We start from the raw sequence: 20,964 nt of genomic DNA on the forward strand, positions 1-20,964 counted from the left end.
ACACTAATCGAGGGCTACGGGGCGGCTTTACCGAACTTCCAGTATCCGGTGAAGCAGATCCGAGACTTGGGGACGGAACGCTCGTTCACCAGGTATCTACGCAGGCCCGTCGCCAGCCCTTGTTCCCCTGCTACGTAGACGAACGGATCGCCGTCCGGAAGCTCGGCTTTCTGCACCGCGGCCAACGCGGCCTCGCCCGGCTTGGCCAGCGGGTTGGGGCGCACGATCCATTCGATCTCGACGCCTGCGTGCACGTCCTGCTTCTGGATGTCGGCCTCGGTGGGCACTTCGACGAAGGCCTTGACCCGAACGTCGGCCGGCAACGACCGCAGAATGCCGAGAATCGCCGGGGCAGCACTCTCGTCGCCGACGAGCAACTGCCAGCTCGATTGTCCCTCGAACGTGTAGATGCGGCCTTCGTCGAAGATCGCGACGCGATCGCCTGGGACCGCCCTGGTAGCCCACGACGACGCCGGACCACTGTGACCACCGGTTCCGCCGGCTCCATCTACTTCGCCGTGCGCCACGAAGTCCACATCCAGCTCCGGGCCGTCGCCGTACGTGCCCTCTCCCGCAGCGCGGTATCGGCTGACCGTGTAGTTGCGGACCGCCGGCTTGGTGTCTTTGGAGAACGTCAGATACTGGGCGTACCAGAGCATCGAGGTGGCGCTGGGGATGCGCGGCTCGTCCTGGCCCCGCTGCGGCAGGAACAGGCGAAACCAGTGGTCGTAGCCCATGTAGCGAAAGTTCGACAACGAATCGCCGCCGAGGGTCACCCGGATGAAGCTGGGGCTGATTCGGTCGCTCCCGAGCACGGTCAGGCGGTAGAACGCGGGGTTCTCCGGTTTGAGGTACTTACCCATGCAGCACAGGTTAGCCGACCCTAAGCTGCGATGAGGTTGCGTCGATCTCTCACTCGGGCCGACCGCGCCGGTAGCGCTGGACCACCTTGGCTCCGACGGGTACTGCGAACAACATCATGAACACGCGGATCACCTGGGCGGCCACGACGAAGGTGACGTTCGCCCCGGTCGACGCGGCGATGGCCAGCACCGCGTACACCCCGCCGGGAGTGGTCGCGAGGTATCCCTCGTAGCCGCTCGTCCCCGTCGCGGACGCCAGCCACAGGCCGAGCATCGCGCAGCAGACGGTGACGGCGATGATCAACATCAGCGATGCGGGCAGGACCCGCGAGATCGACTTCAAGCTGGCGACGGTGAATCGCAGTCCGGCCTGCCAGCCGATGACGATGTACGCCGCCCACAGCAACAGCGTCGGGACGGACGCGTCGAACGAGACGCCGAGCACGTCGGCGAGCGTGGCGATCATCAGCGGGCCGAGCAGGGCGGGGGCGGGCAGCCGAATCGCCTTGGCCAGCATTACCCCGATGACGCCGCAGATCAGTACGAACGCAAGATCGATCCACAGCGCCTCGTGCACGTCGGCGGTGACCGACGATTGTCCGGGTTGGGCGTCGAACACCAGGGTTGCGACCAGCGGCAGCGTTGTGGTCACCAGCACGACGCGCAGGTATTGCACCACCGCGACCACGCGTTCGTCGCCGCCCAACTCCTGGGTGATCGCCACCAATCCCGAGGCTCCGCCTGCGACCAGCGCCAAGGAGCCGGTCAGTGAATCGATGTCTTTACGAAGCCCCAGCAGCGCGCCGGCCGCGATCGACAGCAACAGGGTGCCGATGCATGCCAGCAGTACCGGCAGCCAGGTATCGCCCAGCGAGCTCAGAGTGTCGCTCTGCACGAGCGTGCCGATCTCGACGCCGAGGATTGCCTGCGCCGCCATGCCGAGTCTGCGGGGGAGCGGCGCTCGCTCGGTTCCGGTCGTCGGAGCCCACCCGGCGAGCGCGAACACGATCGCCACCAACAGTGCAACGAACAACGCAGCCGACGGCACACCGAGTGCATCGGCCCCGACGGTCAGTGCGACCGTGACGAGAACCAGCAGCAGCCAGCGAATCAAGAAGGTCGCTCGATCTCGCGAACCTCGGGCGGCAGTCCCCACTCGGTACGGCCGAGTCGACTGAGCGGAGCGATGGTCTCGAACTCGGGCAGGCCGTCCTCGGCGAGAAATTCAGGTCGAACGGACACTGCGACGACGCTACCCATGACGACGAAGCAGTTTCCCACCTCGACGACGCGGTGCAGCGTGGCTTCGATGGCGATCGGGGCGGCAGCTACCCGCGGCGGCGTGACGATCGCACTGGGTTCGCTCTCGATGCCGACGGCCTCGAACTCGCTGACGCCGTGCTCGAAGCTCGCCGAGCTGCCGTTGACCTGATCGACCAACGGTGCCGTGGCCAGATTGACGACGAACTCGCCGGTGGCCTCGATGTTGCGCAGACTGTCTTTGCGGGTCACGGACGTGAACTGGACGACCGGCGGTTCCACGGACGAGACGGTGAAGAAGCTGTAGGGCGCGAGGTTCGCCACACCGTCGGCCGAGACCGTGGAGATCCAGGCGATGGGCCTGGGGACCACCGACGCGGTCAGTAGCTGGTAGAAGCGGCGGGAGGAGACCTCGTCGGGCCGGAAGACTGTACGCACGTCTCAATACTGTCAAAGCCCGGTTGCGGCGGCCGACCGGAGCATCTGACACTCTGGAAACTGTGAATCCGTCCACCGCTCAGGCCACTGCAGTCGTCGACGAACTGGCGCGCAGCGGGATCGAAGACGTCGTGCTCTGTCCCGGCTCGCGCAACGCCCCGTTGGCCTTCGCTCTGGAGGAAGCAGACGCGGCCGGACGGCTACGACTGCACATGCGGATCGACGAGCGGACCGCCGGATTCCTGGCCATCGGACTGAGCCTGGGCAGCGGCCAACCTGTCCCGGTGGTGATGACGTCGGGAACAGCGGTGGCGAACCTCGGGCCCGCAGTGCTCGAAGCGAACTACGCCCGGATCCCGCTGATCGTCATCAGTGCCAACCGGCCGTACGAGATGCTCGGCACCGGTGCCAACCAGACCATCGAGCAGTTGGGCCTGTTCGGGTCGCAGGTCCGCGCAACGATCAGCCTCGGGCTCGCCGAGGAAGGACCCAAGCAGAACAGTCAGTGGCGAAGCGCGGTCTCGCGAGTCATCGCCGCTGCGCGGGGTGCGCGCTCGGGCAACGCCGGACCGGTGCACTTCGACATTCCACTGCGTGAACCGTTGGTCCCCGCCCTCGGCGATCCGGGGGCCCGGCCCGAAGGACGTCCCGACGGGATGCCGTGGACCTCGACCACCCAGGCGACCCTCGACGTGCCGGTCGAACTCGATCTGTCGGTCGACACCGTCGTCGTGTCCGGGCACGGCGGAGCCGTTCGTCCTGAGCTCGCCGGCTTGCCGACCGTTGCCGAGCCGACCGCGCCACTGCACGGAATTGCGTTGCATCCCTTGGCTCTTGCGCAGTTGAAGCCGCGTCAAGCCGTCATCACCGGCCGCCCGACCCTGCACCGGCAGGTGTCGGCGCTGCTCGCGGATCCGGCGGTGGACGTCATCGCGCTCACCACCGGCCCGCGGTGGCCCGACGTCTCGGGCAACGTACTGGCCACCGGCACGCGTGCCGTGACCACCGGCGCACCCGATCCCGCGTGGATCGCACGATGCGCTGCCGTATCGGAACGCGCCGAAAAGGCTGTGCACCAACAACTTCGAGAGCATCCCAAGCCGACGGGGCTGCACGTTGCCGACGCGGTGATGTCGGCATTGCAGCCCGGAGATCAGCTGGTGCTCGGAGCCTCCAACCCCGTGCGCGATGCGGCCCTGGTCTCCACTCCGATCCCGGGCGTGAAGGTTCTGTCCAATCGTGGCGTGGCCGGCATCGACGGCACCGTCTCGACGGCCATCGGTGCGGCGATGGCCGGAAAGCGCCGCACCGTGGCGCTTCTGGGAGATCTGACGTTCCTGCACGACGCGGCCGGTCTGCTCATCGGCACCGGCGAGCCGCGTCCGGACGATCTGACGATCGTCGTTGCCAATGACGACGGCGGCGGCATCTTCGAGCTTCTCGAACAGGGCGACCCGCAGTACGCGGGTGTGTTCGAGCGGGTGTTCGGAACACCGCACGGAATGGACCTGGGAGCGTTGTGCGGGGCCTACCGCGTGGAGCACCACCTGGTCGACTTGGCCGATCTGGCCACCGAACTCACCGGCCATGCCACGGGAATCAGGGTGCTGGAAGTGACCACGGAACGGTCCGGGCTGCGCGACCTACACGCAGCGATCCGGGCCCGTCTCTAATTCTTTTGCGCAGCAACCCATTCGAGTGTTTCGCCGGTTTCCTGATCGATCATGTCCTTGATCATCTTGTTGATCAGGTCTTCGATCTTGCCGCCGACGAGCGGAATCTTGACCGTCGACTCACCCTTGACGACCAGTTTCGCTCCGGTGCCGTCGGGGCGAAGCGAGAGGGTGCCGTTCACTTTCGCGGGTAGACCCGTGGTGCCGCCGACCAGCGTGCCCTCGGCGTGGTCGCCTTCGAGCGGACCCCAGTGGTCGGTACGCGAGACGATCAGCTTGCCCTTGATGACTTTCGTGACGAACCCGGGCAGTTCGGACGTGCCGACCTCCTCCGTGATGTCCACGGTCAAGCCGCCGTCGTCGTGCTTGGTCATCTCGTACCCGTCCGTCTTCTTCGCCTTGGCGAAGCGGGCGGCCCACTGGTCTTCACTGGTGAGTGCGGCGTGCACGTCAGCGGGCGGATTGGACGATTCGACGGTGAACTCGAAGCTGCGCGACATGAGCACAGAGGCTACCGGAGCGGAGGCGAACCGGCCGCGAAGTAACCTGAATGCTGTGACCGACACCGAGAGGGGCAGCCGAACTCTGCACAGAATCCGGCTGGTCGTGCTCGTGGTCGCGGTCGCCGTCTCGGTTCTGTCGGTCCTCTTGGTGGTCGGTGCCTGGCGAAACGACGTCACCATCGACTCCGACAAGGGCGTCGCGACGGCCGAGGTGCTGTCGGCGGGCAAATTGCGTTCGGCGGTCAGTTTCATCACCCCCGACGGCGTGACCCACAACCCCAGACTCGGCGTGCTGTACCCCACCAATCTCGTCGTGGGGCAACGCATCGAGGTCGAGTACTACAAGGCGGACTCCGACGACAACGACAGCGACAGCGACCTGCTGGTGCGTGTCGCCGGCCGTGACGCCGCGGTAGCGATCGTTCCTGCCGGATCGGTCATCGTCGTCACCTGGCTCATCGCCGGGCCGGCGTTGTTCTGGTTACGTCGCAAGGAGGTACAGGATGCGTAATGCCAGGCAGTGGGTCATCGCTGCTGTCGCCGCGGTGGCCGGGTTCGCGTTGGTGAACTTCGGCAACGTCGCCTCCTCGATCGTGATCATGGTGCTCGTGGTGGTGTTTCTGCTCGTTCTGACGACTCCGGTGCTGTATCCGCGCTCTGCATCCGACGACGCGTCTCGAGTGTTCGCCACCGAGAAATCGGTGCCGCTGATCTACTGGCGTCCCGGTTGCATCTTCTGCCTTCGGTTGCGGGTTGCGCTGTTGCTCCGCGGAAAGAAGGCCGTGTGGACGAACATCCGAGCAGATGCTGCTGCCGCAGCGCGGGTTCGGTCGGTGAACGACGGGAACGAGACGGTTCCGACGGTGTTCGTGGGCACCGAACACCGCACCAACCCGAGTCCCTCGTGGGTCGTCGAGCAATTCGTGTGACGTTGGCCCACACGTAACGTTGTCCATGCCTGGGCGACCGCGTGGCCACCCACACTGAGGACCGTGCGAGTAGCCATCGTTGCGGAATCGTTCTTACCCAACATGAACGGCGTCACCCACTCGGTGATCCGTGTCCTCGAACATCTCGAGAAGACCGGGCACGACGCCATCGTCGTCGCCCCGGACAACCCGTCGGGACCGCGAGCGGCGACCTGGCACAACGGCGTCCCGGTCCACCGAGTGCCGTCCGTGATGGTGCCGAAGGTCAGCTCCCTACCCGTCGGTGTTCCTGGCCTCGGGATGGTCTCGGCGCTAAGGACCTTCGCGCCCGACGTCGTGCATCTGGCGTCCCCGTTCCTGCTCGGAGCGGGCGGCCTGGCCGCCGCCAACCGCCTCGACGTGCCTGCCGTCGCCGTTTACCAGACCGATGTCGCAGGATTCGCCGCGAGCTACGGCCTCGGCTTGACCTCGAAGGCCGCGTGGCGTTGGACCAGGAGACTGCACCGCGGAGCGGCCCGCACTCTGGCACCGTCCACCTCGGCCGTCGACGCTCTCGAGCAGCACGGCATCTCGCGCGTACACCGGTGGGCCAGGGGAGTGGACGCGGTTCGGTTCGCGCCCTCGGCCGCGTCGGCCACCCTTCGCGGCCGATGGGGAGCAGGCGAAAAGTTGATCGTCGGGTTCGTCGGCAGGCTCGCGCCGGAGAAGCACGTCGAGCGGCTTGCCGTGCTGGCCACGGATCCGTCGATCCAGCTGGTGATCGTCGGCGGCGGTCCCGATACGGCGGCCCTGCGCGAACTGATGCCGAATGCGATCTTCACCGGGCAACTCGGCGGCGACGAACTCGCGCAGGCCTACGCCAGCTTCGACATCTTCGTCCACCCCGGCGAACACGAAACCTTCTGTCAGGCAGTCCAAGAAGCCCTCGCCAGCGGAGTCCCCGTCATCGGGCCCGACGCCGGCGGACCCCGCGATCTGGTCTCGCACTGCCGCAACGGCTACCTACTGCCGGTCGACAAGTTCACCGAGCTGCTGCCCAGTGCAGTCGGCGCCCTCGCCGAACCCACCACCCGTGCCCGCTTCGGCAACGCCGCCCGCCGATCTGTTCTGCACCGCACCTGGCCTGCCATCTGCGACGAGCTGATCTCCCACTACTACGACGTGCAAGGCATCACAGCGCCACGGGTGACCGAAGCAGCCTGAGTAAGCTGGAGTTCGTGGCCACGACATCGCGCGCAACCCTGGAAAAAGAGCCCCACGAGGTGGCGTCGATGTTCGACGGCGTCGCCCGCCGCTACGACATCACCAACACCGTTCTGTCGTTCGGCCAGGACCGCAGCTGGCGCAAGCTGACCCGCCGAGCCCTCGACCTGAAGCCTGGCGAGCGGGTCCTGGATCTCGCCGCCGGCACCGGCGTCTCCACGGTCGAACTCGGGCGCAGCGGGGCCTGGTGTGTCGCCACCGACTTCTCCAAGGGCATGCTCCGAGCCGGACTCGCCCGCGGAGTGCCGATGGTCGCCGGTGACGCGATGGCACTTCCGTACGCCGACGCCAGTTTCGACGCCGCCACCATCTCGTTCGGCCTTCGCAATGTCTCCGACTTCGATGCAGGTCTGCGCGAAATCGCCCGAGTCACCAAACCCGGTGGGCGTCTTGTGGTCTCGGAATTCTCCACCCCGGTCTTCGGCCCGTTCCGCACGGCATACATGGAGTACCTGATGAAGGCGCTCCCCAAAGTCGCTCGCGCAGTGAGCAGCAACCCCGACGCCTACGTCTATCTCGCCGAGTCCATTCGCGCGTGGCCCACCCAGGAGCAGTTGGCTCAGCGCATCGCCGACGCCGGCTGGACCGACGTGCAGTGGCGCAACCTCACCGGCGGAATCGTGGCTCTGCACAAGGCGATTCGGCCCTGAGTCTGCACGCGGCTACGAAAACGGCGGCCGCGAATCGATTTTCAGTGACGTGGTTCCTGCGGTTCGCCACGTACGAGCGACGAGGTCGCTGTCGGCCTCGGTGACCAGGTTGCCCATGCACCGGACCGCGACTTTCATCAGTGCCCGCGAGCGCATGCCCACCGGGCCCGCTGCGGGCAGGAACCTCGGCACGGTCAGCAGTCCGGCGAGGCGTCGAGCAATGGAGAAGGCTTGACCGTAGTGCTCACGCAGCAGGGTCGGCCAGGCGTCGGTCAGGTCCGCGTGATCGAGAAGGTCGACCACCATGCGGCCGCCTTCGAGTCCGTAGTCGATGCCCTCACCGTTGAGTGGGTTCACGCACGCTGCGGCGTCGCCGATGATCGCCCAGTTCACCCCCGCGACGCCGGAGACCGCCCCGCCCATCGGCAGCAGCGCCGACGCGACCGACCGCAGCTCGCCGGTCAGTTCCCATTCCGACCGCCGTTGCTGGGTGTAGAGGTCCAGCAGGGGACGCAGGGCTCCCGGTGCGGGCCGGGTGGCAGTGGCCAGCGTGCCGACGCCGATGTTGATGTTGCCGTCGTTCAGTGGAAAGACCCATCCGTAGCCGGGCTGCAGCGTGCCTGCGCCGTCGCGCAGTTCGAGGTGCGAGCTGATCCATTCGTCGTCGCTACGAGCAGACGTGATGTACGCGCGGGCGGCGACGCCGAACGCGGTGTCGCGGTGCCACTGGCGTCCGAGTTGCTTGCCCAGCGTGGACCGGACGCCGTCGGCGACGATCAGAGTGCGGCACGCGATGTCGTGGCTGCCTTCGCCGGTCTGCAGCGTCACCGAACGGACCGCATTTCCGTCGCGGGTGACGGACACCGCTTTGGCACCCTCGGCCATCACAGCCCCGGCGTCGACGGCAACGCGGCGAATGCGGTCGTCCAACTCGGTTCGCGGGACGGCACTACCCACGGCCGGGAAAGATCTGCTCGGCCATTCGAGCTCGAGTTCCTGGCCGAACCCACTCAGGCGCAACCCGCGATTGCGCGCGGTACCGCGAACCCATTCACCCAAGCCCAACCGATCGAGTTCGGCGACCGCGCGCGGAGTCAGCCCGTCGCCGCACGTCTTGTCCCGGGGAAAGACGGCCGCGTCGGCGAGTACGACGTCGCGGCCGGAACGCGCTGCCCACGCCGCCGCGGACGATCCTGCGGGGCCCGCGCCCACGACCAACACATCGGTCGAGGAGGGCAGGGCCGGGTTGGATGAGGTCACAGATCCCAGTATCCCGACTGCCGCGGTGCTGCGCCGTCAGGGCCTTCGGTCGACCGTTGTTGAGGCCCTGCTCATCGGGGGTGTTCACCGTCGGAGCGGTGACGTCGTTCACTCATTGGCCCTGCAGGCCGCGTCGGGAAGCGACTCGGGCTCGGTTCGGTGAGGGAATAGTCACCTGTGGTGGGCGGCACCGTCGTGCGAGTGTGCACACTAGGTTCACTACGGTAGTACCCGAGCAGCAGTTTCCGTCATCCATCGCCGCTCGACGCCGACGACAGGACAGGGATCAACATCGTGAGTACAGACGACGCGACCGCAGTAACGGTCGTTGCCGGAGTCGACCTGGGTGACCCGGAGCTCGCTCGATCCGTCGCCGACGGTCTCGCGCGCGTCGAAGAGCTGATGATCAGCGAACTGTCCGACGGCGAAGAGTTCCTGACCGAGGCTGCTCTGCACCTGGCGAAGGCCGGCGGCAAGCGATTCCGACCCCTGTTCACCGTGCTGACCGGCCAGCTGGGGCCGTCGCCGACAGATCCGGCGATCGTCACCGCCGCCACCGTGGTCGAGCTGGTGCACTTGGCGACGCTCTATCACGACGACGTCATGGACGAGGCGTCGATGCGCCGCGGAGCCGAGAGTGCGAACTCACGCTGGGGCAACAGTGTGGCCATTCTCGCGGGCGACTACCTCTTCGCACATGCGTCGCGTCTGGTGTCCACCCTCGGACCCGACGCAGTCCGCATCATCGCCGAGACCTTCGCCGAGTTGGTCACCGGGCAGATGCGCGAAACGATCGGGGCCAAGAGCACCGACGATCCCATCGCGCACTACCTGAAGGTCGTGTGGGAGAAGACCGGGTCGCTCATCGCCTCCTGTGGGCGCTTCGGCGGCACGTTCAGTGGCGGCGATGCCGAGCACGTGGGACGCCTCGAGCGCCTCGGTGACGCTGTCGGCACCGCGTTCCAGATCTCCGACGACATCATCGACATCTCCTCGGCCACCGAGCAGTCGGGTAAGACTCCCGGCACCGACCTGCGGGAAGGAGTGCACACCCTCCCGGTGCTGTTCGCGCTCCGCGAGGAAGGTGCCGACGGCGACCGCCTCCGCGAGATCCTGGCCGGCCCGGTCACCGAGGATGCCCTGGTCACCGAGGCCCTCGAGCTGTTGCAGCGGTCACCCGGCATGGTCGCGGCCAAGAAGACCCTCGGCGAGTACGCCGACCGCGCCCACGCCGAGCTCGCACTGCTGCCGCAGGGACCGGCCAACGACGCCCTGGGCCGACTGGTGAACTACACCGTCGAACGCGTGGGGTAGTCGCCCACTCGGTGGTCGGGAACTGCACGTCGGGGTGCCGTCGTTGAATCGGGTAGGAACACCCGGTACGAGGAGGCACCCGTCACGATGAACAGTTACGCCAACGGTGCGAAGACATTCGGCCTGCTGGTCGGGATGTCTGCGCTGATCGTCTTCATCGGGTCGTTGTTCGGTAACTCGATGATTCTGATCGGGTCGATCGTGCTGGCCGTCGGCGTCAACGGCTACGCGTACTTCAACAGCGCGAAGATGGCTCTGAAGTCGATGCACGCGGTGCCGGTGAGTGAGCTCGAACAGCCGGCGATGTACCGGATCGTGCGGGAACTGGCGACAACGGCGCATCAGCCGATGCCCGCGCTGTACGTGAGCCCGACCAACAATCCCAACGCGTTCGCCACCGGGCGGAACCCGCGCAACGCAGCCGTGTGCTGCACCGAGGGCATTCTTCGGATCCTCGACGAGCGGCAACTTCGAGCGGTGCTCGGACACGAACTGTCGCACGTCTACAACCGCGACATCCTGATCTCGTCGGTGGCCGGTGCCATGGCGTCGGTCATCTCGGGTCTGGCGAACCTGGCCTTCTTCGCCAACGTCTTCGGCGGACGCGGCAACGGGGGACCGAACCCGCTCGCGCTGCTGTTGGTGTCGATGCTGGGACCCATTGCGGCCAGCCTGGTTCGCCTCGCGGTCTCTCGTTCTCGGGAGTATCAGGCCGACCAGTCCGGTGCCGAGCTGACCGGCGACCCGTTGGCGCTGGCGTCGGCACTGCGAAAGCTCGAGCAGGGGGTGCAGCTGGCACCGCTGCCGCCCGAGCCGCGGCTGGCCGCGGAGTCGCATCTGATGATCGCCAATCCGTTCCGCATCGGCGACAAGGCGGGCGCGCTCTTCGCCACCCACCCGCCGATGGCCGACCGAATCGAACGGCTCGAGCGGATGGCCGGCCATCGGCCGTACTGAGCGGAGCCTGCGGCATGTGAGTGGAACTTCGTAGTCTGCTACGAGGTTCCACTCACATGCGGCGCTCTACCGGTAGTTGACGAACTGCAGGGCGATGCCGAAGTCCTCGTTCTTGAGCAACTGTTGGATTGCCTGCAGGTCGTCGCGCTTCTTGCTGCTCACGCGCAGCTCGTCGCCCTGGATCTGCGCTTTGACGCCCTTGGGGCCGTCGTCGCGGATCTTCTTGGAGATCTTCTTGGCGTTCTCGGTGCTGATGCCTTGCACGAGTTTGCCGGTGACCTTGTAGACCTTGCCGGACGCGGCCGGGTCGTTGGTCTCGAAAGCCTTGAGCGATACGTCGCGTCGGATCAGTTTCTCCTTGAAGACGTCCAGAGCTGCCTTGACCTTCTCCTCGGATTCGGACGTGATGACGATGGTCTCGGACTCGCCACTGCCGGACCACTCGATGCTGGTGTCCGATCCTCGGAAGTCGAAGCGGGTCGCCAGCTCCTTCGCGGCCTGTCCGAGAGCGTTGTCCACTTCCTGCCGGTCGACTTTGCTCACTACGTCGAAGGACGAATCAGCCACTTCTCACACTCTCCAGTCGAATCGAAAATTTGTTTCTGCGGTGGTGTCGGTCCACATCCCGTTGGGACTTTATCGGCCCGCTACCGACCGTATCCACCCGGTTTGCGTTCCGGGGGGACGTTCGTTGTATTCTTCTCACCGCGCCGAAGACCAGCACGGACTTCGATCGCAGCACGGCAGATTGCCCGAGCGGCCAATGGGAGCGGACTGTAAATCCGTCGGCTTATGCCTACGTAGGTTCGAATCCTACATCTGCCACACCTGGAACCCCGGCGAGAAATTTTCTCGCTGGGGTTTCCATGTGAAGAGGACATATCAGGGCCGCTGACCTCGCAATTTGGCAGTCGGTGCTCGGAATGTGTAACCTCTTGAAGGCTTCAGCGCACGGCTTGTTCGTGTTCTGAGGTGGAGCCTGCGGAACGAGAGTTCCCGTAGTCACCCGCCCCCTTAGCTCAGTCGGTAGAGCGTTTCCATGGTAAGGAAAAGGTCAACGGTTCGATTCCGTTAGGGGGCTCGCTGGATTGGATGGCTCGACGTCGCGCTCCCGTTCGTGGGATGGTGGACGATGAGCACCTGAGGCGGTGTAGCTCAGTTGGTAGAGCAAACGACTCATAATCGTTGCGTCGCCGGTTCAAGTCCGGTCACCGCTACACAGTAGGCAAGCACGGCAAGTAGCACGCATGAACAGTCCTGATTGACCCAGATCAGATTTACCCGAAAGTAGGCGTCCAGTGGCCTCCTCCACCGATGTGCGGCCCAAGATCACCTTGGCCTGCGAGGTTTGCAAGCACCGCAACTACATCACCAAGAAGAACCGTCGGAACGATCCCGACCGCATCGAGCTGAAGAAGTTCTGCTCCAACTGCGGCACGCACCGGGCGCACCGCGAGTCTCGCTAGGTCCAACTGCCCTTCTGTAAGGGTAGAAAAGGTCGTTTCCACCGTGTCACAAGCACCACACGATGCTGCGGCATCATCTGAAATTCCGGCCATGGATGTATCCGCTCACGCGGCGTCCATGGTCGGTTTTCATTACCGCGTCGACGACTTCTACGAGGTCGGCCGCGAAAAGGTCCGTGAGTACGCGCGTGCGGTCCAGGACTTCCATCCCGCGCATCACGACGAGGACGCAGCGAAGGGCCTCGGTTACGACGGTCTCCTCGCGCCCTTGACCTTCATTTCGCTGGTCGGCATCATCGCGCAGACGCGGATGTTCAAAGAGGTCATCACCGGGTACGACCCGAGCCAGATTCTGCAGACCGATCAGCGGCTGCAATTTCACCGCCCGATTCAGGTCGGCGATCGACTGGTGTGCGATGTGCACCTCGAGTCGTTCCGGCAGATGAGTGGCAGCGACATCATGACCACCAAGAACATCGTCACCGACCAGAACGGCGAGGTCGTGCAGACGACGTGGACGACCATCGTCGCGCGTACCGGCGGCGAGGTCGACGAGAACATCGCGCACGCGGTCAAGGAAGTGATCATGCATGGCGCTTCGTAGCTTCGACGACGTCTCCGTCGGATACGAGTTGCCGGAGCGAGTGGTCATGCTCACGCGCGGCGATCTGGTGAACTACTCGGGTGTGTCGGGAGATCCGAACCCGATTCACTGGAGCGACGAGGTCGTTCGCCTGGCCGGCCTGGACAACGTGATCGCGCACGGCATGCTGACGATGGGCCTCGGTGCCGGGTTCGTCACGTCGTGGCTGGGTGATCCCGGTGCGGTCACCGAATACAACGTTCGCTTCACCAGCTCGGTCTACGTGTCCGAGGACTCCGCGGCTGCGGTCGAGTTCTCCGGCAAGATCAAGTCGGTGGATGCGGACGAGAGAACTGCCGTCATCGCTATCGTGGCGAAGTTCGAGGGCAAGAAGATTTTCGGACGAGCGACCGCTACGGTTCGCTTGGCCTGATGATGGGTCGATCCGGACGGCCACCGAGCTGCCGGAACGACGGGATTTATCTGTTCCGAAGGGTGTGCAGTACACTGAGATTTCTGGGGTAATCCAGCGCTGTGCGCTGCCCGCGTCCTCCTCGGAGGTTGTGTGGGTTCGCGTGAATGCGTCGGGTGGACACCAGAGCGGCCGAGAAGTTTTCGGCCGAAGGGGCGTAGCTCAATTGGTAGAGCAACGGTCTCCAAAACCGTAGGTTGCAGGTTCAAGTCCTGTCGCCCCTGCCCAAGGTGTCAGCAACTGAGAGGAACGACGTGAGCGAGGAGCGCGGTAAGCGCGACGGTCGATCGGAGGAGTTCGAGAACTCCTCGGCTCCAGACGACGTCGCACCTGGCTCCGAGGGCCGTCTCTCCGATGCTGACACAACCGCAGATGATGCCGCTGCAGGCGCAGTGGCTCCCACCGGCAAGCGTGCGTCCGGCAGGTCCCGTGGCAGCGCCGCCGGCGTGTCGATGACGAAGGCCGCGCCCGCGAAGGCCACTCCGGGCAAGGCTCGATCCGGCAAGGCCAAGCTCGACAAGCGGCCGAATGTGTTTCTGCGTCTGCTGCAGTTCTTCCGCGAGGTCGTCGCCGAGCTTCGGAAGGTCATCTGGCCGAACAAGAAGCAGATGGTCACCTACACCACCGTCGTGCTCGTCTTCCTGGCGTTCATGGTCGCGTTCATCAGTGGCCTCGATCTGCTGTTCATCAAGGGCGTCGGCTGGCTGTTCGGTTGACCGAACGCAGTTGCCGTGACTTTCGACGATCGAACCGAGCAGGAACTAGAGAAAGGGTGCTGACGTGAGCACGCCGCACAACGACGCCACCGAAGTGGCCGCATTCGACGCCGATGTCGAGGCGACCAAGCAGGGCCTCGAAGCGGAGCAGGCCGCTCAGGACCGCGAGACGGACGAAGCAATCAAGGCCGACGTCGCCGCTGCCGCCGGGGACGACGTTCCCGCCGAAGGTGACGAGACATCCGAGGTCACCGCTGACGTCGACGTCACTGCAGAGCCCGAAGACCCCGTTGCCGAGATGAAGGCGGCTCTGCGCCGCGCTCCCGGTGACTGGTACGTCATTCACAGCTACGCCGGATACGAGAACAAGGTCAAGGCCAACCTCGAGACCCGTGTGCAGAACCTCGACGTCGGTGACTACATCTTCCAGGTGGAAGTTCCCACCGAAGAGGTCACCGAGATCAAGAACGGCCAGCGAAAGCAGGTCAACCGCAAGGTTCTGCCCGGCTACATCCTGGTCCGCATGGAACTGAACGACGAGTCCTGGGGTGCGGTTCGCAACACTCCCGGCGTCACCGGTTTCGTCGGCGCGACGTCACGTCCGTCGCCGCTGACCATCAACGAGGTCGTCAAGTTCCTCATGCCTCAGGAAGGTGCCAAGAAGGACGCGAAAGCGGCCGCAGGCACTGCCGAGCAGGGCAGCGAGACCACGTCGAAGCCCACCATCGAGGTCGACTTCGAGGTCGGCGAGTCGGTCACCGTCATGGACGGCCCGTTCGCGACCCTCCCGGCCAGCATCAGCGAGGTCAACGCAGAGCAGCAGAAGCTCAAGGTGCTGGTATCGATCTTCGGCCGTGAAACCCCGGTCGAGCTCGGCTTCACCCAGGTCTCCAAGATCTAGAAGCCGACCGCACAGACTTGCAGTAGCAACCGCAAGAAACCCGAGCGAATACAAGGAAACAAGACATGCCCCCGAAGAAGAAGAAGCTAGCCGGGATCATCAAGCTTCAGATCCAGGCCGGCGCCGCCAACCCGGCACCGCCCGTCGGCCCCGCACTGGGCCAGCACGGCGTCAACATCATGGAGTTCTGCAAGGCGTACAACGCCGCGACCGAGTCGCAGCGCGGCAATGTCGTGCCCGTCGAGATCTCGGTCTACGAGGACCGTACGTTCGACTTCAAGCTGAAGACTCCTCCCGCCGCCAAACTGCTGCTCAAGGCTGCAGGCGTGGCGAAGGGCTCCGGCGAGCCGCACAAGACCAAGGTCGCCAAGGTGACCATGGATCAGGTGCGCGAGATCGCCAAGACCAAGCAGGAAGACCTCAACGCCAACGACATCGATCAGGCCGCGAAGATCATCGCCGGCACTGCTCGCTCGATGGGCATCACGGTCGAAGGCTGATTTTCAGCCTCTCCAGGCATCACACGTGGGAGAGCCGGCCAGGCTCGTCAACCACTCTGAACTCGAACGAAGGACAGTAAGACATGGCAAAGCGCAGTAAGGCCTACCTCGAGCAGGCCGCCAAGATCGACCAGGACAACCTCTACTCGCCTCTGGAAGCCGCCAAGCTGGCCAAGGAGACCGCGTCGAGCAAGTTCGACCCCACCGTCGAGGTCGCAGTGCGACTCGGCGTCGACCCCCGCAAGGCAGACCAGATGGTGCGCGGCACCGTCAACCTTCCCCACGGCACCGGCAAGACCGCTCGGGTTATTGTTTTCGCCGCTGGTGAGAAGGCTGCTGAAGCCGAGGCAGCAGGAGCCGACGTCGTCGGTGCAGAAGATCTGATCGAGCGCATCCAGGGCGGATTCCTGGACTTCGACGCCGCTATCGCGACCCCCGATCAGATGGCCAAGGTCGGCCGCATCGCCCGTGTCCTCGGACCGCGTGGCCTGATGCCGAACCCGAAGACGGGCACGGTCACCAACGATGTGACCAAGGCCGTCAACGACATCAAGGGCGGAAAGATCAACTTCCGCGTCGACAAGCAGGCCAACCTGCACTTCGTCATCGGCAAGGCCTCGTTCGACGAGACCAAGCTGGTCGAGAACTACGGTGCCGCACTGGACGAGATCCTGCGTGCGAAGCCGTCGTCGGCGAAGGGTCGCTACGTCAAGAAGGTCACCGTTTCGACCACCACCGGACCCGGCGTCCAGGTCGATCCCAATCGCACTCGCAACCTCCTTGAGGATGACGCGAACGCGTAATTTCTTCAGTTCCGAACGAAGGCCGGTCTCCCTGTGGGAGGCCGGCCTTCGTCGTTCTGTCCTGCCGAGATCTAGGCTGCGTTCGCGCGAGCGAAGTTGGCCAGCACGAGGCCGCTGATCCGGTCGAGCAACGCGGCCGGCATGTCGTGTGCCATGCCCTCGATGAGGGTCAGCTCCGCGCCGGGAACCGCCCGGGCGATGGCCTTGCCACAGGCCGGCCGCACCAGTCGGTCCGCGGTCCCGTGGATGACGGTCGTCGGTGCGTCGATCTTCTGTGCGTAGGGCTTGAGGCTGCCGGTACCGGTGATGGCCGCCATCTGCCGAATGACTCCGGACGGGTTGTAGTTGCGTTCGTACATCACCTGGGCGATCTCGAGCTGTTCCTCGAGCGGGGTCCGGAACCCGGGGGAGCCGATCGTGGACAGCGTCTTCGCCGAATGCGCGATGATCTCGTCCTTCGTGGCGTCCTTGCCGACGCCACCGATCAACGGCAGTAGTGCCCGGGGATCCGGCGGTGGTAGGAATGCCTCGTTGGTGCTCGAGAACAGAATGGACACGGACTTGGTTCGCTGCGGGTAGCTACCGGCGAACACCTGCGTGATCATGCCGCCCATCGAAGCGCCGACGACGTGCGCGGAGTCGATGTCGAGGTGGTCGAGTACGCCGACCGCATCGGCGGCCATGTCGACGATCGTGTACGGGACGTCCGACGACATTCCCAGTTCGTGCCGGAGGAGCCGAAGAATCTGCCAGCCGTGCACCTTCCTGCCCGTCATCTTCGTCGACAGCCCGATGTCGCGGTTGTCGATGCGGATCACCCGATAGCCGGCGTCGACGAGACGCGTGCAGAAGTCCATGGGCCACAGCGTCAGCTGCGCGGACAGACCCATGATCAGCAGTACGGCGGGGTCGTCGACCGAACCCATGTCCTCGTACGCGATGTCGATGGAGTTCGACGGCGCGATGCCTTGTTCGATTCTCATGTTCTCGTTCCTACCAGTCGGGGGCGCCCAGCACCGGAACCACCAGGTAACTGGGATCGTGTGGGTCGATCGCGATGTCCTGCGGTTTCAGTCGAGTGCGAACGAGGTCCGGCAGGATGGGGATGAACCGTGGTGCGTCGGTGGCGAATACGGCCACCCGGAGGCGATGACCCGTCGCGATCACAGCTTCGGTGCCGAGAATGTCGATGTCGAGTGTGATGGGCTGCCCGACGGGTACCGGCAGCACAGCGGCCTTGGTGAGCGGGTGGTACGGCCGGGTGTAGTCGCCGTTCGGTGCGAACAGTGATCGCTCGTCGTCCACGGCTCGGCGAGACGCGAGCAACGCCCCGTTGCTCAGCACGGTCGACTTACCGTCGGGGGCGACGTCGCAGATCATGATCGCCCACAATGCTTCTCGGGCATGGCAGATCACGCGCAGATGCAGGTTCATCGGCCCCGACAGCACGGCGTCCGCGCGGGCGGGTTCGGTGGTGAACGTGGCGGCGGCACTTTCGGCGAATCGGTTGTCGTATGTGAAGCCGCCGCCCAGTAGAGCCGTGACACCGGCGAGAACCTGTGTGGTGTCCCGGGATACGACGGCACGCAGGGACGGACGTACGGTCAGCACGCCGGACGACGTGGACGGCTCGGAGGCGAGGCTGCCGTCGCCGGCGGCGTGGGCGGCGGTGTTCGACGCTTCGGCCGACAGATACAGCCTGCGCGACAGTGCCTGGGGAGCCGGAAAGCGGCCGTGCGCAGTCCAATTGCCGCCCTGTTGTCGGAGGGTGACCGGCCCGTAGTTCTCGATTCCGTTGTCGATGTCGCACAGCCACCTGTCGAACCACGCTCGCTCGAGTACGTCCAGTCGTGGTGGGAATCCCGGTTCGCCGAAGCCGATTCCGGGATTGACGTGGTAGCCGTCGCCGACGAGTAGTTGTTTGGAGCCGCGTTCGAGAGCGAGTCGGTTGTAGATGTCCGGGGCGGAGCTGCCGAAGATGTCGTGCCAGCAGCCGTAGAGAAAGGTCGGTGCGGTGATGTCCTCGATGACGGCGTCGATGGTGTCGTAGTACGGGTCGTCGTAGATTCGTGGATCATTGCCCGCGACAAAGCCTTTGGCCAGATCGAACAGGTCGGTCGCAGGTGAACGGACGCGATCGCGAAGCCAGGCGACGGTATCGATTCCTCTCACCGCAGGTGCCCATTTGAGTCCGTTGACAGCAGCGAGCCACAGGGGAATGAACGCCGAGGTCGCGCCTCCGGTTGCGAAGATCTCGCGAACGATGTCCACCGAACCTTCGACGGCGAATATCGCGTCGAGCCCGTCGGGTCTCTTGGCCGCCGCCTGCAGTGCGTTGATCGCAGAGTACGAGATGCCTGCCATACCGATTCTGCCGTTGCACCAGTATTGCCGGCGCGCCCACTCGATCACTTCGATCGAGTCCAGTTGTTCTCGGGTGCCCAGCACGTCCCAGGTGCCGGTGGAGCTTCCGGTTCCTCGAACGTCGACGATCATCTGGACGTACCCGCTACGAACGAGGTGGCGGTTGACCGACAACAGATCCGCGGCTCCGCCCGCGACCACACGGGTGATTTCGGTGATGCCGTCGAACGCGGTACCGGTCAGGTCGAACGCCGACGAGAACTTCCTGATGGCTCGGCCGAGTATCGGTGTTTCGAGGATCGTATCGATGCCTTTGATCAGCAGCTTGTTGTAGGGCGTCAGGTTCAGGACCGTCGGGAACGTCCCCGGTACCGGCTGCCCGGACGCATCGGCAGGGCGGAAGACGTATGCGCGTAGGGCCGCTCCGTCGCTCATCGGAATGCGCACGTCGGCCGAGACGGACACTCGTGGGTACTGCGGAGCCTGCGCCGTGATCGCTGTCCAGGCCTGCGCGGCCTCGCCGCCGCTGGGGTCGCGCGGGGGTCTCAGGAGGGGGTGGGGCTCGACGGCGGTCATGGAGAACGATTAGACCTTCGAACGACCCTCTTTGTCCTGTGGAACGCGAATCGGTCGTGGTGTGCTCCAACGAGACGGCTTCAGTTCTGTGTTTTGTTGGGAACATTCTCAACGCCGGTTGAGCGTTGCTGTGGGGCGTACCAGACTTTCGAAACCAGCGACTACGACGCTCGCTGCGTTGTTAACGTCTGCCCGTCCGAGTGATGTGGGACACCGACCGTTGCAGGGGAGTACGAATGCACGTAGAAGCACTGTTCGGAGACGGATCGCAACGGCCTATCTGGCCGCACGCGGACGCACTGATCACCAGCGAATGCCCGGGGCTACGCTTTGCCGGCAAGTACGCCGATGTCGTTGCCCTCAGCAACGGCGATCCCACCGCGCTGCGGCCGTTCATCGACGAGGAGACTCGTCGCCGCGTCGCGAGCATGGCACCACCGCGTACCGACACTGCGCTCGTGTTCGGAGCGAACGGGTTTCTCGGCGCGCATCTGATCGGCCGTCTCACCCGGGACTCCGCCGTCGACGTCGTGTACGCCGTGGTTCGACCCACCGAGGAGGAGTCGGCTATCGAGCGACTCCAGCGCACGTTCGATCAGTACGAGATCACGGTCGATGCAGACAAGATTCGGATCGTCGAAGGCACGCCGACCTCGTTCCGCTTCGGTCTGGACAAGGCCGGGTACTTCGAACTGGCCGCCGGTGTGGGCCAGATCTTCAACTGCGCCAGCTCGACCGACTACACCGAGAGCTACGCCGAGCTGCGGGACGACTGGTTCGTCAGCGTGCTGCGCATCCTCGAATTCAGCATCACCTCGGCCCGTAAGCATCTGACCTACGTCGGCAGCATCGGCGCGCATCTCTATCAGAAGCCCGAGGACTTCCGTCGTCCCGACTCGTGGTGGTACTCCGGGTACGCCCAGATGAAGTGGGTCAACGCCACCTTGCTCGGGTGGTTGTCGATGTCGGACACGTATTCGGTCACCCTGGCCGAGGCCCCCTACATCCTCGGCAGTACCGACCTGGGCCTCGATCCGGGCCGCGTCTACAGCTTCTGGCGCATCGTGGAGTTGGCGATCGCCGCCGGCGCGATCTGGGACGGGCCGGGAATGAACTACGTCCCGGTGGACGTGATGTGCGACGTCATGGCCGGAAACGCACTGCGGAGCCACCCGCTCACCCGATTGTTGCCCAGTAACCCGACCGGTTACAGACACGATCTGTATGCCGAGCTCCTCGGCCTCGACCTGGTGAGCTGGGACGAGTTCGTCGAACGCGTCAGCGTCCGTATCTCTCCTCGGTTCGCCGAGACCATGCTCGCCGACAACATCGACAAGCTCATGCGGCTGGTGCACAAGCCCGAGGCCATCCTGCCCGTCGACCACGACACCTCCTGGTGCGATCACCGCAGGCTCTTCGAGCTGTACTTCGAAAAGGCCCAGCTCAAGACGCTCACCCCTGTCGTCAACTGAC

General features: G+C 64.9%; 23 protein-coding genes and 4 tRNA genes. 19 read left to right on the forward strand and 8 right to left on the reverse strand.

Annotation, left to right across the window (positions count from 1 at the left end; all coding sequences use genetic code 11):
• Positions 1-14 precede the first annotated feature (14 nt).
• Genes ASH04_RS03825 through ASH04_RS03835 form a run of 3 tightly spaced genes read right to left on the reverse strand, consistent with a single transcriptional unit; the run spans position 15 to position 2,561 of the window.
• On the reverse strand, positions 15-863 hold the full coding sequence (locus ASH04_RS03825; RefSeq protein ID WP_057472755.1) for a siderophore-interacting protein: 849 nt from the start codon (positions 861-863) through the stop codon (positions 15-17).
• Between the two features lie 49 nt (positions 864-912).
• A complete protein-coding gene (locus ASH04_RS03830; protein WP_032381386.1) occupies positions 913-1,977 on the reverse strand; it encodes an AbrB family transcriptional regulator in 1,065 nt (354 codons plus the stop codon).
• On the reverse strand, positions 1,974-2,561 hold the full coding sequence (locus tag ASH04_RS03835) for a flavin reductase family protein (protein ID WP_032365245.1): 588 nt from the start codon (positions 2,559-2,561) through the stop codon (positions 1,974-1,976). Before ASH04_RS03835 ends, ASH04_RS03830 begins: the two co-directional genes overlap by 4 nt.
• Positions 2,562-2,623: 62 nt before the next feature.
• On the opposite strand from ASH04_RS03835, the gene menD reads away from it, so the two are divergent.
• Positions 2,624-4,234, forward strand: coding sequence for a 2-succinyl-5-enolpyruvyl-6-hydroxy-3-cyclohexene-1-carboxylic-acid synthase (menD, locus tag ASH04_RS03840; RefSeq protein WP_057472756.1), 1,611 nt, complete (start codon positions 2,624-2,626; stop codon positions 4,232-4,234).
• Here the strand turns inward: menD and ASH04_RS03845 are convergent.
• Positions 4,231-4,734, reverse strand: coding sequence for a DUF2505 domain-containing protein (locus ASH04_RS03845; protein WP_057472757.1), 504 nt, complete (start codon positions 4,732-4,734; stop codon positions 4,231-4,233). The two genes, menD and ASH04_RS03845, sit on opposite strands and share 4 nt — an antisense overlap.
• A gap of 55 nt (positions 4,735-4,789) precedes the next feature.
• Between ASH04_RS03845 and ASH04_RS03850 the strand changes: the two genes are divergently transcribed.
• The 4 genes from ASH04_RS03850 (at position 4,790) to ASH04_RS03865 (ending at position 7,579) form a co-directional block, all read left to right on the forward strand.
• A complete protein-coding gene (locus ASH04_RS03850; RefSeq protein ID WP_057472930.1) occupies positions 4,790-5,248 on the forward strand; it encodes a hypothetical protein in 459 nt (152 codons plus the stop codon).
• Positions 5,241-5,666, forward strand: coding sequence for a glutaredoxin domain-containing protein (locus ASH04_RS03855; RefSeq protein ID WP_057472758.1), 426 nt, complete (start codon positions 5,241-5,243; stop codon positions 5,664-5,666). The genes ASH04_RS03850 and ASH04_RS03855 overlap by 8 nt, the downstream gene beginning before the upstream one ends.
• Before the next feature lie 63 nt (positions 5,667-5,729).
• Positions 5,730-6,869 (forward strand): glycosyltransferase family 4 protein, encoded by a 1,140-nt coding sequence (locus tag ASH04_RS03860; protein WP_200937267.1) that lies wholly within the window; start codon positions 5,730-5,732, stop codon positions 6,867-6,869.
• Positions 6,870-6,883: 14 nt separating this feature from the next.
• Positions 6,884-7,579, forward strand: coding sequence for a demethylmenaquinone methyltransferase (locus ASH04_RS03865; RefSeq protein ID WP_057472760.1), 696 nt, complete (start codon positions 6,884-6,886; stop codon positions 7,577-7,579).
• A 12-nt stretch (positions 7,580-7,591) separates the two neighbouring features.
• On the opposite strand, the gene ASH04_RS03870 is transcribed toward ASH04_RS03865, so the two are convergent.
• The gene (locus tag ASH04_RS03870) at positions 7,592-8,839 is read right to left on the reverse strand and encodes a geranylgeranyl reductase family protein (protein WP_082519149.1); all 1,248 of its coding nucleotides are present in this window, start codon (positions 8,837-8,839) and stop codon (positions 7,592-7,594) included.
• A 294-nt stretch (positions 8,840-9,133) separates the two neighbouring features.
• Between ASH04_RS03870 and ASH04_RS03875 the strand changes: the two genes are divergently transcribed.
• Both ASH04_RS03875 and htpX read left to right on the forward strand, forming a co-directional pair.
• Complete coding sequence (locus tag ASH04_RS03875; protein WP_032365250.1) at positions 9,134-10,153, forward strand: polyprenyl synthetase family protein; 1,020 nt, start codon at positions 9,134-9,136, stop codon at positions 10,151-10,153.
• 87 nt (positions 10,154-10,240) lie between these two features.
• On the forward strand, positions 10,241-11,110 hold the full coding sequence (gene htpX / locus ASH04_RS03880) for a zinc metalloprotease HtpX (RefSeq protein ID WP_057472762.1): 870 nt from the start codon (positions 10,241-10,243) through the stop codon (positions 11,108-11,110).
• Positions 11,111-11,176: 66 nt separating this feature from the next.
• On the opposite strand, the gene ASH04_RS03885 is transcribed toward htpX, so the two are convergent.
• Positions 11,177-11,677 (reverse strand): YajQ family cyclic di-GMP-binding protein, encoded by a 501-nt coding sequence (locus ASH04_RS03885; protein ID WP_027498282.1) that lies wholly within the window; start codon positions 11,675-11,677, stop codon positions 11,177-11,179.
• 175 nt (positions 11,678-11,852) lie between these two features.
• Between ASH04_RS03885 and ASH04_RS03890 the strand changes: the two genes are divergently transcribed.
• The 11 genes from ASH04_RS03890 to rplA all read left to right on the forward strand — a co-directional run bounded on the left by ASH04_RS03890 (position 11,853) and on the right by rplA (position 16,551).
• Positions 11,853-11,935: transfer RNA gene (locus ASH04_RS03890), tRNA-Tyr, on the forward strand.
• Between the two features lie 183 nt (positions 11,936-12,118).
• Positions 12,119-12,191 (forward strand) — tRNA-Thr (locus ASH04_RS03895).
• A 63-nt stretch (positions 12,192-12,254) separates the two neighbouring features.
• Positions 12,255-12,327: transfer RNA gene (locus tag ASH04_RS03900), tRNA-Met, on the forward strand.
• 81 nt (positions 12,328-12,408) lie between these two features.
• Entirely contained in the window at positions 12,409-12,576 is a 168-nt protein-coding gene (rpmG, locus tag ASH04_RS03905) for a 50S ribosomal protein L33 (RefSeq protein WP_027498281.1), read from the forward strand.
• Between the two features lie 91 nt (positions 12,577-12,667).
• Complete coding sequence (gene hadA / locus ASH04_RS03910; protein ID WP_048316186.1) at positions 12,668-13,180, forward strand: (3R)-hydroxyacyl-ACP dehydratase subunit HadA; 513 nt, start codon at positions 12,668-12,670, stop codon at positions 13,178-13,180.
• The gene (gene hadB / locus ASH04_RS03915; RefSeq protein WP_057472763.1) at positions 13,167-13,592 is read left to right on the forward strand and encodes a (3R)-hydroxyacyl-ACP dehydratase subunit HadB; all 426 of its coding nucleotides are present in this window, start codon (positions 13,167-13,169) and stop codon (positions 13,590-13,592) included. Before hadA ends, hadB begins: the two co-directional genes overlap by 14 nt.
• Positions 13,593-13,782: 190 nt before the next feature.
• Positions 13,783-13,855: transfer RNA gene (locus ASH04_RS03920), tRNA-Trp, on the forward strand.
• Between the two features lie 30 nt (positions 13,856-13,885).
• A complete protein-coding gene (gene secE, locus ASH04_RS03925; RefSeq protein ID WP_057472931.1) occupies positions 13,886-14,347 on the forward strand; it encodes a preprotein translocase subunit SecE in 462 nt (153 codons plus the stop codon).
• Between the two features lie 64 nt (positions 14,348-14,411).
• Positions 14,412-15,248 (forward strand): transcription termination/antitermination protein NusG, encoded by an 837-nt coding sequence (nusG, locus tag ASH04_RS03930; RefSeq protein ID WP_032365254.1) that lies wholly within the window; start codon positions 14,412-14,414, stop codon positions 15,246-15,248.
• Positions 15,249-15,313: 65 nt separating this feature from the next.
• Positions 15,314-15,748, forward strand: a complete 435-nt coding sequence (rplK, locus tag ASH04_RS03935) for a 50S ribosomal protein L11 (protein ID WP_008713829.1) — start codon at positions 15,314-15,316, stop codon at positions 15,746-15,748.
• An 83-nt stretch (positions 15,749-15,831) separates the two neighbouring features.
• Positions 15,832-16,551 carry a 50S ribosomal protein L1 gene (rplA, locus tag ASH04_RS03940; RefSeq protein WP_027498276.1) on the forward strand — a complete coding sequence of 240 codons (720 nt, stop codon included), beginning with the start codon at positions 15,832-15,834 and terminating at the stop codon, positions 16,549-16,551.
• 71 nt (positions 16,552-16,622) lie between these two features.
• Here the strand turns inward: rplA and ASH04_RS03945 are convergent, their stop codons facing one another.
• Positions 16,623-17,534, reverse strand: a complete 912-nt coding sequence (locus ASH04_RS03945; protein ID WP_057472764.1) for an alpha/beta fold hydrolase — start codon at positions 17,532-17,534, stop codon at positions 16,623-16,625.
• A 10-nt stretch (positions 17,535-17,544) separates the two neighbouring features.
• Entirely contained in the window at positions 17,545-19,491 is a 1,947-nt protein-coding gene (locus ASH04_RS03950; RefSeq protein ID WP_057472765.1) for a CocE/NonD family hydrolase, read from the reverse strand.
• A 236-nt stretch (positions 19,492-19,727) separates the two neighbouring features.
• Between ASH04_RS03950 and ASH04_RS03955 the strand changes: the two genes are divergently transcribed.
• The gene (locus ASH04_RS03955; protein ID WP_057472766.1) at positions 19,728-20,963 is read left to right on the forward strand and encodes an SDR family oxidoreductase; all 1,236 of its coding nucleotides are present in this window, start codon (positions 19,728-19,730) and stop codon (positions 20,961-20,963) included.
• The last annotated feature ends 1 nt before the right edge of the window (position 20,964 follow it).

This window comes from Rhodococcus sp. Leaf233, from assembly GCF_001426165.1.
Classification (GTDB): Bacteria; Actinomycetota; Actinomycetes; order Mycobacteriales; family Mycobacteriaceae; genus Rhodococcoides; species Rhodococcoides fascians.